Source organism: Rhodococcus sp. 14-2470-1b, from assembly GCF_002259415.1.
In the GTDB taxonomy this organism is placed as follows: domain Bacteria; phylum Actinomycetota; class Actinomycetes; order Mycobacteriales; family Mycobacteriaceae; genus Rhodococcoides.
In genome coordinates, this window is sequence record NZ_NPFY01000012.1 from 45040 (window position 1) to 56996 (window position 11957).

Genomic DNA, 11957 nt, shown 5'->3' on the forward strand with positions numbered 1-11957 from the left:
CTCGACGAAAGCTGTGAGCATGACACGTGCGTTGAAAACCCTCGTCATCACCGGCGCACTGATCTGCGGCATGCCCGCGGTGGCGTCGGCCAACCCGCAGACACTGGGAGCGCAGGGGCCGGATGTGTCCTCGTGGCAACACATCGACGGCACCAAGATCGACTGGCACCGAGTACGAGGGTCCGGCCACGACTTCGCGATGGTGAAGGCAACCGAAGGTCTCGACTACATCAACCCGTACTTCGTGCAGGACTGCCTCGTCATGCGAGCAGCCGGAGTAGCCCGCGGCGCGTATCACTACGCGGACGTACGGCTTTCACCGGAAGCGCAGGCCGCCTACTACTCGACGGTGGTGCTCGGGATCAACGGACCGGGCGATCTGCCACCGGTGCTGGACCTCGAACACTCCCACGGGCTGCCGCCCGAGCACCTCATCGACTGGACCCACAGGTACCTGAACACGGTGCATGCGCTCACCGGACGTCAGCCGATCATCTACACCTACCCGAACTTCTGGCGCACCGCGATGGCGGACACCCACGAGTTCAACCACTATCCACTGTGGATCGCGGACTACAACGACACCCTCGGACCACTCCCCGGCGGGTGGACGAACTGGTTGTTCTGGCAATACACCGACAACGGCCGAATCCCCGGCATCGATGCACCCACGGACATCAACCACTTCTCCGGTGACGACATCCGTCCGTTGGCGCGCTGGTAACCGCCGATGTGAGTCAGCCGAGCCAGTCGAGAACTGCTGCAGCAGTCCAGGATTGCTGCATGCTGCCGAGCGGCTCACCCGTGAACGGCTCGTAGTACTCGGCGAACGTGCCGTCGCTGGCCTGCCGCAAGCCTTCCTCACGCAGGTCCAGCGAACGCTCCGCCCAGCCGCGCCGCGAGAACGCCCACGAGAACAACCACGTCATGACCGGCCACACCGGGCCGCGCCAGTATTCGCGTGGGCGGAAGTCCCGTGACACCGGTGACGTCGACGGCGGTACCGCGTAGCGAAGGTCGGGGTGCCCACAGAACCGTGTTCCCTCGAACAGCCGCAGCAGCGTCCGTTCCTGCTCACGCGGCAATCCACCGCACAACAGCGGCGCGAACATCGCGATGGTGTCGGTGGTGATCCAGCGCCGAGCCCGCAGATCGTAATCGCGTGCGGCACCCGACCGACTGTCCGTCGTGGCGATGACACCTTTGCGGAACTTCTCGGCCCACCCACGCAACTCGCGGACATCGGAATTCGGTTTCGAATGCTCCTCGCCGATCGTCGCCAACACATCGCACGCCATGGCGAAGATCGCGCTGACGAACACGTCCTCGACAGCGAAGCTCATCTTCTCCTTGAGCGCAGCGTCGTCGTACCCCGCCTGCTTCATCTCCTCGACGAGCCAGATGTAGCGGTCGTACTCGATATTGCTCGGCCGCTGCGACGCGTCCGTCACGACCGTGTCGTCCTTGCGCACGAACGGCGGCATCTCCCCGGGCACGACACCCAGATACGACGCGTCCCACCGCGGCGAGTTGTCCATCCCGGATTCCCAGCCGTGAAACAGGGTGACGCGGCCGTTGTCCGCAATGTCGCGCGCCTCGGCCAGCCAGCGATGCCACCGCACCAGGTTGTCCCACCGCCGGTCGAGGAACTCCTCCGCAACCGCTCTGGTGGTGCGGCCGTGACGACGGGAATGATCGAGGATTCTCTGCACCGCGATCGCATGGACGGGTGGCTGAGTGATGCCCGACGTCTGCGGCCCCAACGGAGCGTGCACCGCCAGTTCCGACGTTTCCCACCTCGCCGGACCCGGGAAGTAGCCGTCGACGCCGTTGGCGAAGACGATGTGCGGGATCATCCCGTTCTTCCACTGCGCCGACAACAACGTGTCCAGCTCGACGACCGCCCGCTCCACGCTCAGAGGCGCCAACCCGACCGACACGAACGCCGCGTCCCAGCTCCACATGTGTGGATAGAGCTTCGGTGCGGCGCTCGTCATGGTGCCCAGATCGTTGCCGCGCAGAAGGTAGGCAGCCCGCGCGGCCAGTTGTGTCGAAGTGAATCCACGGTCGCCCATCCCTCTAGTTTGCGACCCCTCCGTACTTTCCGCCCATCGAGACTCGAGTTCTTTTCAGGACCGTAACTGTCCGCAATCGTCTCTAGTGTCGTTCTCACCAGCAACGAAAGGGAACACCATGACTCTCACCGGTGAAAAAGCCGACATCGCCCGAATGCTCGCCGATCAGCGCAAGAACTTCCTCTACACCGTCACCGGCATCACCGACGACCAGGCCCGCACCCGAACCACCGTCAGCGAACTGACCCTCGGCGGCCTGCTCCACCACGTCGTCAGCAACGAGCGCGGCTGGATGAAAACCATCGCGGACATGGACGAGAACGCAGAATTCGACATGTCCCGCATGGGCACCGAATACGTCATGGGCCCCGACGACACCGTAGCCGGACTGATCGACGACCTCGCACGCGTCGCCGCCGACACCGAAACAGCACTCGCCACCATGGACCTCGACGCCCAAATCCCACTCCCGACGGCACCCTGGGCTCCCGAACGCGCATGGCAATCGGCACGGTTCACCCTGCTCCACATCCTGCGCGAAATCGCCCAGCACGCCGGCCACGCCGACATCATCCGCGAATCCCTCGACGGCGGCAGCACCACCATGGCCATGGCCGCCGAAGCAGGCATGACATTCGACTGAGGCCTTTTTTCGGACCGAATGAACCGTTCGGTCACTCCAAGTGACCGAACGTCACGTTCGGTCCGACACAGGGCACGGATCTAAGGTGGAGGTATGACTTCCACTGCACTGGTGACGGGTGCGAGCCGGGGACTCGGGGCGGAGATTGCCCGGGTGTTGGCGTCGGATCACGAGGTTCGACTGGGCGGACGGTCGGCGGACTCGCTGGCGTCGATTGCGTCGGAACTGCCGGGTTCGACGCCGTGGCCGGTGGATCTTCTCGATCACGACGCTGTGGCCAGGGCGGCGGAGGGCATCGAGTCTCTCGACGTGCTGGTGCACAATGCAGGCGTTGCGGCGCTGGGGACGGTTGCCGAGTCCTCGATTGCGGATTGGCGCGCCCAGTACGAGTCGAATGTTCTCGCGGTCGTGTCCCTGACGAAGGCTCTTCTGCCGGCGTTGCGACGGGCGGGCGGCCACGTGGTGCTGATCAATTCCGGGGCGGGTCTGCGCGTCAATCCGGGGTGGGGCGCGTACGCCGCGTCGAAGTTCGCGTTGAGGGCATTCGGCGACGCGTTGCGCGCGGAGGAGCCGGCGCTTCGGGTCACATCGATTCACCCCGGACGCATCGACACGGACATGCAGAAGGCGATCGTCGAACACGAAGGGGATCACTACGAGCCGTCGCAGTTCCTGCGGGCATCCACCGTCGCACAGGCAGTCCGCAATGCGGTCGACACACCGGCCGACGCTCATCCGACCGACATCGTCCTCAAGCCGATTCCCCGCTGAGTGATCGGACCACCGATGAACGGCGATCATACTCGGGCGGTGATGATTCGACGCGAACGTCCAGCCGACCGCCCGGCCATCCTCGGCGTCGTGCGGGCAGCATTCCGCCAGGACGACACCGAACCTGTCGAAGTCGGGTTGACCGAGAAGCTGTTCGCCGACGGGTACGTCCCCGAGTTGTCGCTGCTGGCGGTCGTGGACGGGACGATCGTGGGGTACGTCATCGGTAGCCGCGGCGTCGACTTCGGGGTCGGGATCGGGCCGCTCGCCGTGCTCCCGGAGTTCCAGGGCACCGGCGTCGGGACAGCGTTGATGTACGCGCTGATCGGCGCGTCGGAGGCAGTCGACATCCCGGTGCTGGCTCTGCTGGGCGACCCCGGGTACTACAGCCGGTTCGGGTTTCGCGCGGGCTCCGATGTCGGCGTCGAATCACCCGACCCCGCGTGGGGCCACTTCTTTCAGGCTCTCCAGCTCAGCGCAGGCCCGGTGAACGGGAGCTTTCGGTATGCGAAACCCTTCGACGAGCTGGAGTGACGGACCTAAACTGAGCGCATGCCACTGTCGAAATCGGAACGAGAAGAGTTTCTGTCCGAACCGCACATCGCGGCCCTGTCGGTCTTCGCCGGCAACGATCGAGGTCCTCTGACCGTACCCATCTGGTACCAGTACACCCCCGGCGGCGAAGCCTGGGTGCTCACCGGGAAGACTTCCAAGAAGGCCGAGTTAATCCGTGCCGCAGGACGATTCAGCTTGATGGTCGAGCGTACGGAGCCGTCCATCCGCTACGTCTCGATCGACGGGCCTCTGCTCCGCGAAGAGCCGGGCAGCGAGGAGAAGTCGCGAGAGATGGCGAGCCGCTACCTCGCTCCCGACAAGGTGGAGGGATACCTCGAGTTCGAGAAGACCCTGGGTGAGCACGTCGCGTTCTACCTCGAACCTCGGCACTGGTTGTCCGCAGACATGGGCGCTGTCTGAGCGTCGCCCGGTGACCCGGTGCTAAATTTCGTACCGTGAAGTCACCTGTTCCCGATTACCTGCGGGAAGTACTGGACAGCCTGTCGAGCACTACGGACGGCGAGGTCGCGGACTACATTCCCGATCTCGCGCACGCGAACCCCGACGTGTTCGGAATCGCGGTGACGACGGTCGACGGCCGGACTCATTCCGTCGGCGACGACGAGACCGAGTTCTCGATCCAGTCGATTTCCAAGCCGTTCGCGTACGCGGCCGCGCTGACCGACCGGGGCTTCGACGCAGTGCTCGACACGGTCGGCGTGGAGCCGTCGGGCGAGGCGTTCAACGAGCTGTCCCTCGAAGGTGACACTCGCCGGCCGAAGAACCCGATGATCAATGCAGGCGCCATCGCCACACATTCTCTGCTGGGTTCGTCGGTCGACGAAAGAACCTCTCGCGCACTGAGTTTCTTCTCGACCCTCGCCGGACGACAGTTGTCCGTCGACGAGTCCGTCTGCCGGTCCGAGCTGGACACTGCGGACAGAAACCTCGCCATCGCGCACATGCTGCGCAACTACGGAATTCTGCCCGACGAGGCCCATGCCGTCGTCGAGGGCTACACGACGCAGTGCTCCATCAACGTCACGGTCCGAGACCTCTCGCTGATGGGCGCCACGCTGGCGTCCGGCGGAGTTCACCCGACGACCGGTGAACAGGTCGTCAGCAGGGCGGTCGCCCGGCAGACCCTGTCGGTCATGGCAGGAGCGGGCATGTACGACGCCGCCGGCCACTGGTTGACGTCGGTGGGCATTCCCGCGAAAAGTGGTGTGGCAGGCGGCCTTCTGGGTTCACTTCCGGGCCAGGTGGGCATCGGCGTCCTGTCGCCGAGACTCGACTCGCACGGCAACAGCGTCCGCGGCGTGAAGGTCTTCGAGCGGCTGTCCGACGACATGGGCATGCATCTGATGGACGTCGAACCCTACGGTTCGTCGGTCCTGCGGAGCATCCGCGACGAGGATGGCGAATCGACAATCGAGCTGCAGGGCGTCGTACAGTTCGGTGGCGCGGAGATGCTGCTCGACGCCTTGTCCCGCGACACATCCTCGGGCACAGTCGTTTTCGATGTATCCCGGGTGAACCGGTTCTCCGACGTCGGCCGACGAATGACTCTCGAGGGTATGCGACGCATAGCGCTCGACGGCCGAGACGTCGCGCTCATCGATCCCGACGGTGTTCTGCCGGACCCGAACCTGGGCGACGGCACTTACCCCCGGATCCGGACTCAGGACGCCTGATTCAGCAGGAGCTCGGTGAACGCTGTTGTCACCGAAGTGATGTGCTCGGGGTGGGTGATCACCGAGACGGTGCGCGTCGGTGCGTCGACCACGTCGATCCGATGAAGCCGAGGAAACAACTCGGCCAGTGACGACGGCAGCAGTGTGACACCCAGCTGCGCCTCCGCCAGCCCGGTGACGAGTTCCGCCGAGTCTGCTTCGATGACCGGGCCCCGCTCGACGGAGGACTGCGTGAACGCGTGATCGGTCTGCATGCGGGCTTCGCTCCCCGCGGGCCGGTCGATCATCGGCACTCCGCCCAGTTCGGCCAGGCGCACCGTCGACCTGCCTGCCCACTCGTGACGGGGAGAGACGAACAACGACAGCTTCTCCGTCCACAGCGCAGTCGACGTCAGACCGACGTGCGTCCGCCCCGGCGCGAGACCGATGATGCCCACGTCGAGGGAACCGTCGGCGACCCCTGCGACGGTATCCGCGCTGCCCCTCGGCAACAACGACACCGTCGTGTTGGGGTGCGAGGTCCCCAACGCGGCGACGGCCGCGACCACATCCACCCGGGTCAGGGGAACGATCATCCCGACGCGGAGGCGTCGAACCTCGGTGTTCGACGGTGACACGTCCGAGACGAGGCGCGCCACCGCACCCAGCACGCCGTAAGCGCGTTCGAGAAAGATCTGGCCCGCCTTGGTGACGGTGACGCTACGGCTGGTGCGGGTGAACAGCTCGACGCCGAGCTCTCGCTCGAGGTCGCGGATCTGACTGCTCAAAGCGGATTGCGCGACGTGCAGGCGCGCGGCAGCTCGGCTGAAATGCTGTTCCTCGGCTACCGCGACGGCATATTGGATGTGACGGAGTTCCACCCCCACAATCTATCGTTTGGCGCGATCAATGGTGCTGATCGATCTATTGGACAGCATGATCGATCAGGAGAAGGCTGTACCCGTGAACACGACAACGTCGAACAAAACCGGGATCGGGACTCCCGTCGTCGCCCTCATGGCGGTGGCAACGGGACTGAGCGCCGGCGGCAACTACCTCAACCAGCCACTGCTCGACCTCATCGCCGAACACTTCGGAGTCTCGCAGTCCGCGGCCGCAGTGTCGGTCACCGTCGCACAGATCTCCTACGCACTCGGTCTGCTGTTCCTCGTCCCGCTCGGCGATGTCGTCGATCGACGGAAGCTCAGCGTCGGACTGATGGTGCTGGCCGCAGTCGGACAGGCACTCGCCGGCTTCTCGCCCGGACTCTCGTGGTTGCTCGTCGGGACGGCCATGGCCGGATTGTTCTCCGTTGCCGCGCAGGTCATCGTTCCGTTCGCCGCCTCGATGGCCGACCCGTCGGAGTCGGGCCGAGTCGTCGGCATCGTGATGGGCGGTTTGCTGACGGGAATTCTGCTGGCCCGCAGCATCTCCGGCCTACTGTCCGACGTGACCGGATGGCAGGGGGTGTACCGGCTGGCTTCGGTCCTGATGTTGATCGCGGCAGCGGGCCTGTGGCGGGTACTGCCGCGACATTCGGGGACAGCAGGCGTGTCCTACCTGCCCGCGCTCGCGTCGATGGGCGTGCTCGTCCGTCGGTACCCCCGGTTACGTGTTCGATCCGCCCTCGGTGCCTTGTCCTTCGCGTCGGTCAGCGCGGTGTTCGCGACGATGACGTTGCTGCTCACCACCGAATTCGGCTTCTCCGCAGCTCAGATCGGGCTGATCGGGCTCGCCGGCGTGGCCGGTGCGCTGATGGCGTCGGTCGCCGGTCGTCTGGCCGACCGCGGACTGGTTCAGTGGGGAACCGGAATCGGCGTCGTACTGCTGATTGCCGTGTGGCCGCTGTTCATGATCGGAAGCCACGTCTGGCTGGTGTTCGTGCTTGCCTTCGTCCTGGTCGACCTGGCACTGCAAGGCGTGCACGTCAGCAATCAGAACGTCGTCTACGCCTTGGAACCGGAAGCACGGGCGCGCATCAACTCGATCTACATGACGACGTACTTCGTCGGAGCTTCGGTGGGATCGGCCGTCGGCACACTCGCCTGGAAGCACCACGGCTGGACAGGAGTCTGCGTGACCGGAGTGGTGTTCGCCGGCTTGTCACTGCTGGTGTGGCTGCGCGATCTACAACTCAGCCGTGCCGATCAACCACAGGTGCCGGCGACACCGAGGCCGGACAGAGCGGAGAACAGTCGGTCCGCCAATCGAGCGTGACCACTGTTGTTCGGATGTATGCCGTCGGGGGCGTAGTCGGTGGCCGGGTTCAACCATCGCTCCGCCTTCGGATCCAGGAACGTCACGCCTGCCACCCCAGCCGCATCGCGGAGGTGGCGTCGGATCTCGTCGATGTTGCCGTGTTTGGCATCGGGGGCACCGGTCGGCCCGACGACGACAATCCGCGCTTGGGGCGCCACCACGCGATAAGTGAGGTACAAGCCCGTCGCCGCTGCGAACAACCTGCCGTCGCCGCGGTCGTTTCCGCTGCCCTGCACGATGATCACGTCCGGAAGCGACGTCGCGACGGCCGCCACCCGCGGCACACTGACGAACGGGTCGGTGCTTGCCGCGTACCCACTGCCGGACCGTGCCACCAGATTCAGATCCCAGCAGCCCCTGGCACCGAGCAGAGTGGCGTACCCGCCGTAGCCGTTGCTGGCGCCGATTCCCGCGCTGAAGGAATCGCCGACGATCGCCACCCTCAACGGACGCGGTTGCGCGTGCGCGGGAACGTTCCCGATAAGCAGTGCCGCAACAACGATCGCACAGAACGCAATCAGCTTCCTCACGCGAACGATGGTAGGTCACCGAAGATCACGGAGCGTCGGACTTGAGAATTTTCATGGTGATACGCGAGTCCACCCTCGCGATAGCAGGATCGCCCATAAGTTGTGTCGTGAGCCATTTTTCGAACGCTGCAAGGTCCGCCACACGAACACGAACGAAATAGTCGGGGATGCCGAACATCCTGCGCAACTCCGCGACCTCGGACATCCCGGCCATGCGTTCCTCGAATGCGGCAACCGTCCGGAAGTCCTTCGCGACGAGGTCCGCATGGATGATGACTTCGAACCCCCGTCCCATGCGCGTTCGGTCGACTATCGCGGAGTACCCCGTGATGACACCGTCCTCCTCCAACTTGCGGACGCGCCTCAGGCACGGCGCCGGTGTGAGGCCGACCTGTGCCGCCAGCTCCTGATTGGTCAACCTGCCGTTCTCCTGCAACAGCAACAAAATGTGTTCATCGATGGCATCCACATCTCTGATATTGCGCGCCTCTCGCGCTTTACACAAGAAGCGGCAACAAAATCGCTCGCCTGATTTCCTATCATTGCCGCATGACCACGCTCGCCCCCACCCAGGTTCGCTCCCCGCTCCGCGACGCCACCCGGTCCGCAGGCGTCGTATGGCTCGGATTGTTCGTTCTGGGAATCGGTTTCGGCGTGATCGTCACCGCGCACCACCTCCCGTGGTGGCTTGCGCCGATCATGTCCGGCGTCCTCTTCGCGGGATCCGTCGAATTCATCCTGGTCGGGCTCCTGGCCGCATCCGCACCCCTTGCCGCGATCGCGATCACCACACTGCTGGTCAACTCCCGGCACCTGTTCTACGGTCTCACCTTCCCCTTGCAGCAAGTCGACGGCCGAATGGCGAAGCTGTACAGCATCTTCGCCCTCTGCGACGAAGCCTTCGCCCTCGCGTCCGCGCGCCTACGGGGCAAACAAATCCTGTGGACACAGTTGGGTCTGCACTCGTCGTGGATGATGGGATCCCTCGTCGGCGCCGGTATCGGAAGTTCACTACTCTCAGGCCTCGAAGGACTCGACTTCGTCCTCACCGCACTGTTCGTCGTGCTGTTCCTCGACGTCTACCGCGAAAACCCCGACCGCGTCACCCTCGGACTCGCCGTCGGCGCAGGCGTCATCGGCTACCTCCTCGCGCCCGGATCGATGCTGGTCGTTGCAATGTGCGTGTTCACCGCCGCCCTGATGGTCAGGCACCGGCGTGGTTGACTACTGGTACATCGCCGCCGCCCTGGCCGTCGCCGTCGGAATCACATTCTCGCTGAGAGCAATTCCGTTCCTCGTCCGGTCATCCCTCCGAGAATCCGCCCTCCTCGACTCACTCGGCAAATGGATGCCCCTCGGCGCCGTCGCCATCCTCGCCGTCTACGCCCTGTCCTCCATCGACCTCACCGGCGCCGCCCACGGCATCCCACCCCTCGCCGGCGTCACCGTCACCATCGGCCTGCACCTCTGGCGCCGCAACATCGCCCTCAGCATCCTCGGCGGCACCGTCACCTGCGTCGTCCTGCAGAACTGGGTGTTCTGAACCCAGCGAATTCGCACTTGTGCAGGTCCTCACCGGCGTGTCGTCTGCACAAGTGCGAACTCGAGATGCACTGGATGAATCACGAATCCCACCAGTGTCATTCGGGGGCTCGACCGAATCGTAATATAACGAGTCTGTGACGCGGGTAACAGTGTTGGTTGAATGCGCGACATACTCCTCAGGCGGCACAAGAGACCCACTGAAGACATCCCGACAGACTCGACCCTGGAGGCACCGCATGACCGTAGTGAACGATTACTCGAAGTTGGCCTTCACCGATTACGCCGACACTGCGGTCACCAGCTACGCATCGCCCGCGGTTCTACCCATCCGGACCACCGGCACCCAGGCTCCAGTCTTCTGCATCCACCCGATCGAGGGGCTGACCAGCTGCTACGCCGAGCTCGTGGAGCATGTCGCCGAGGATCGGCCCGTGTACGGGGTTCAGGCGATCAGCACCAAGGCCGAGTCCCTGACATCGCTCGCCGCGCTCTACGCCGACGAGATCGTGGCGGCCCAGGCGTCGGGCACCGTGCATCTTCTCGGTGTCTCCTTCGGCGGCGTTCTCGCCCACGCGATAGCCGTCGAACTCCAGCGCCGAGGCGTGAGCGTCGGGCAGCTCGTCCTGGTGTCGGCCGAGCCACGTCCGCAGGCCGCCGACACGGGCCGCGAACTCCTGGCACGAATGGGCGACGTCATCGACCGCAGCCGCGCCGAGGAACTCCTGGCCATCGCCGCACACAACGGCACACTGGCGGCTCGGCATTTCCCGGGCGTGTTCGTCGGGCAGGCAGTGGTAGTTGCCGACGAATTCGGCGGCGGCGCCTGGCACCCGTTCATCAGCGGAACCGTCACCAAGTACCTGATTCCCGACGCACGCGATCTCTCCCTCGTCGGCGAACTGGTCGACCGCTTCTTCTGACATATCCAGCGTCACGAAATACTAATGTGCACTGTCTGAATCACGTGCGCAGAGGACTTGCCTGACTCGTCGGCAAGGTCCACCGAGACGACTACTCGGCCTCGGCCGACTCTCATCGGAGTAGCCGTGGCAACCGCGGAACCCCGTACGGGGCAACTGCGTGGATATCGTCGGCGGTGATCGTCATCGAAGTGCTGCTTCCTCCGCCGGAAGGGCGGGCCCGAGCAACAGCCCACCGTCGACGACCAGTTCTGTTCCCGTCGCGAAGGCGGCATCCGGCGATGTCAGGAAGAGCAGTGCCGAGGTGATGTCTCCCGGTTCCCCGAGTCGCGGAACAGCATAGGGATCGGGGGAGTAGAAGTCGCCGATAGGCGCTTGTCCGGCGACGGTCGGTTCGGTGATGAGCGGCGTGGCGACGACTCCAGGATGGATGGAGTTCACTCGAATGTTGTCGCGGCCGAGTTCCAATGCAGCAGTGCGGGTCAGCCCTCGCAACGCCCATTTGCTCGCGACATACGGGGCGTACATCGCGGTCCCTCCGTGCGCCATGGTCGACGCGATGTTGACGACGACCCCACCGCCCCCTCGTCGCATCGACGGGGTGACCGTCTTGATTCCCAGGAACTGGCCAGTGAGGTTGATCGCCAGGACCCGCTCCCACACGTCGAGCTCGGTGTTTTCGATGGTGGCGGCAGGGTTCTGGATTCCCGCGTTGTTGACCAGAACCGAGATCGGTCCGAAGTGGCGCTCTGCCGCGGCGACGACGGTCGCCCAGTTCTGTTCGTCGGCGACGTCGAGTCGAGCGAACAGAGCTCGATCCCCCAACTCCTCGACCAACGCGCGACTGCGGTCCTCCGCGATTCCAGCCACGACCACGCTGGCGCCTTCCCGGTGATAGGCCCGGACGTGACTGGCGCCCTGTCCTCCAGCCCCTCCGGTGACGACGACCGTTGTGCCCTCGAAACGTCCCACGATGTTCTCCCTCT

Annotated in this window: 15 protein-coding genes; 10 read left to right on the forward strand and 5 right to left on the reverse strand. The window is 64.7% G+C overall.

The window, feature by feature from the left end; translation table 11 throughout:
- The first annotated feature begins 19 nt into the window (after nt 1–19).
- On the forward strand, nt 20–724 hold the full coding sequence (locus CH293_RS10190) for a glycoside hydrolase family 25 protein (RefSeq protein ID WP_094720249.1): 705 nt from the start codon (nt 20–22) through the stop codon (nt 722–724).
- Between the two features lie 13 nt (nt 725–737).
- On the opposite strand, the gene CH293_RS10195 is transcribed toward CH293_RS10190, so the two are convergent.
- Nucleotides 738–2075, reverse strand: coding sequence for an amylo-alpha-1,6-glucosidase (locus tag CH293_RS10195; RefSeq protein WP_037109873.1), 1338 nt, complete (start codon nt 2073–2075; stop codon nt 738–740).
- A gap of 118 nt (nt 2076–2193) precedes the next feature.
- On the opposite strand from CH293_RS10195, the gene CH293_RS10200 reads away from it, so the two are divergent.
- The 5 genes from CH293_RS10200 to CH293_RS10220 all read left to right on the forward strand — a co-directional run bounded on the left by CH293_RS10200 (nt 2194) and on the right by CH293_RS10220 (nt 5738).
- Nucleotides 2194–2718 carry a DinB family protein gene (locus tag CH293_RS10200; RefSeq protein ID WP_037109875.1) on the forward strand — a complete coding sequence of 175 codons (525 nt, stop codon included), beginning with the start codon at nt 2194–2196 and terminating at the stop codon, nt 2716–2718.
- 93 nt (nt 2719–2811) lie between these two features.
- Entirely contained in the window at nt 2812–3489 is a 678-nt protein-coding gene (locus CH293_RS10205; protein ID WP_094720123.1) for an SDR family oxidoreductase, read from the forward strand.
- A 15-nt stretch (nt 3490–3504) separates the two neighbouring features.
- A complete protein-coding gene (locus CH293_RS10210; RefSeq protein WP_255122789.1) occupies nt 3505–4023 on the forward strand; it encodes a GNAT family N-acetyltransferase in 519 nt (172 codons plus the stop codon).
- An 18-nt stretch (nt 4024–4041) separates the two neighbouring features.
- Nucleotides 4042–4464 carry a pyridoxamine 5'-phosphate oxidase family protein gene (locus tag CH293_RS10215; protein WP_094720124.1) on the forward strand — a complete coding sequence of 141 codons (423 nt, stop codon included), beginning with the start codon at nt 4042–4044 and terminating at the stop codon, nt 4462–4464.
- A gap of 35 nt (nt 4465–4499) precedes the next feature.
- Nucleotides 4500–5738: a glutaminase gene (locus CH293_RS10220; protein ID WP_037109879.1), complete on the forward strand. Its 1239-nt coding sequence runs from the start codon at nt 4500–4502 to the stop codon at nt 5736–5738.
- Here CH293_RS10220 and CH293_RS10225 read toward each other — a convergent pair.
- Nucleotides 5726–6598, reverse strand: coding sequence for a LysR substrate-binding domain-containing protein (locus tag CH293_RS10225; RefSeq protein WP_094720250.1), 873 nt, complete (start codon nt 6596–6598; stop codon nt 5726–5728). The genes CH293_RS10220 and CH293_RS10225 overlap by 13 nt on opposite strands.
- A 31-nt stretch (nt 6599–6629) precedes the next feature.
- Between CH293_RS10225 and CH293_RS10230 the strand changes: the two genes are divergently transcribed.
- Complete coding sequence (locus tag CH293_RS10230) at nt 6630–7934, forward strand: MFS transporter (RefSeq protein WP_094720251.1); 1305 nt, start codon at nt 6630–6632, stop codon at nt 7932–7934.
- Here CH293_RS10230 and CH293_RS10235 read toward each other — a convergent pair.
- A complete protein-coding gene (locus tag CH293_RS10235; protein ID WP_094720125.1) occupies nt 7865–8506 on the reverse strand; it encodes an SGNH/GDSL hydrolase family protein in 642 nt (213 codons plus the stop codon). The genes CH293_RS10230 and CH293_RS10235 overlap by 70 nt on opposite strands.
- 25 nt (nt 8507–8531) lie before the next feature.
- Nucleotides 8532–8975: an Lrp/AsnC family transcriptional regulator gene (locus tag CH293_RS10240; RefSeq protein ID WP_037140909.1), complete on the reverse strand. Its 444-nt coding sequence runs from the start codon at nt 8973–8975 to the stop codon at nt 8532–8534.
- An 80-nt stretch (nt 8976–9055) separates the two neighbouring features.
- Between CH293_RS10240 and CH293_RS10245 the strand changes: the two genes are divergently transcribed.
- The 3 genes from CH293_RS10245 to CH293_RS10255 all read left to right on the forward strand — a co-directional run bounded on the left by CH293_RS10245 (nt 9056) and on the right by CH293_RS10255 (nt 10971).
- Nucleotides 9056–9730: an AzlC family ABC transporter permease gene (locus CH293_RS10245; protein WP_037109882.1), complete on the forward strand. Its 675-nt coding sequence runs from the start codon at nt 9056–9058 to the stop codon at nt 9728–9730.
- A complete protein-coding gene (locus CH293_RS10250; protein WP_037109883.1) occupies nt 9723–10049 on the forward strand; it encodes a branched-chain amino acid transporter permease in 327 nt (108 codons plus the stop codon). The genes CH293_RS10245 and CH293_RS10250 overlap by 8 nt, the downstream gene beginning before the upstream one ends.
- A 238-nt stretch (nt 10050–10287) precedes the next feature.
- On the forward strand, nt 10288–10971 hold the full coding sequence (locus CH293_RS10255; RefSeq protein WP_094720126.1) for a thioesterase domain-containing protein: 684 nt from the start codon (nt 10288–10290) through the stop codon (nt 10969–10971).
- 183 nt (nt 10972–11154) lie between these two features.
- Here the strand turns inward: CH293_RS10255 and CH293_RS10260 are convergent, their stop codons facing one another.
- Nucleotides 11155–11943, reverse strand: a complete 789-nt coding sequence (locus CH293_RS10260) for an SDR family NAD(P)-dependent oxidoreductase (protein ID WP_037140903.1) — start codon at nt 11941–11943, stop codon at nt 11155–11157.
- Nucleotides 11944–11957: the final 14 nt, after the last annotated feature.

Bases quoted from the DNA above. Each gene is read 5' to 3' on its own strand.
- CH293_RS10190 (WP_094720249.1), top strand. From the start codon at position 20: ATGACACGTGCGTTGAAAACCCTCGTCATCACCGGCGCACTGATCTGC.
- CH293_RS10215 (WP_094720124.1), top strand. From the start codon at position 4,042: ATGCCACTGTCGAAATCGGAACGAGAAGAGTTTCTGTCCGAACCGCAC.
- CH293_RS10210 (WP_255122789.1), top strand. From the start codon at position 3,505: ATGAACGGCGATCATACTCGGGCGGTGATGATTCGACGCGAACGTCCA.
- CH293_RS10245 (WP_037109882.1), top strand. From the start codon at position 9,056: ATGACCACGCTCGCCCCCACCCAGGTTCGCTCCCCGCTCCGCGACGCC.
- CH293_RS10195 (WP_037109873.1), bottom strand. From the start codon at position 2,075: ATGGGCGACCGTGGATTCACTTCGACACAACTGGCCGCGCGGGCTGCC.
- CH293_RS10200 (WP_037109875.1), top strand. From the start codon at position 2,194: ATGACTCTCACCGGTGAAAAAGCCGACATCGCCCGAATGCTCGCCGAT.
- CH293_RS10255 (WP_094720126.1), top strand. From the start codon at position 10,288: ATGACCGTAGTGAACGATTACTCGAAGTTGGCCTTCACCGATTACGCC.
- CH293_RS10205 (WP_094720123.1), top strand. From the start codon at position 2,812: ATGACTTCCACTGCACTGGTGACGGGTGCGAGCCGGGGACTCGGGGCG.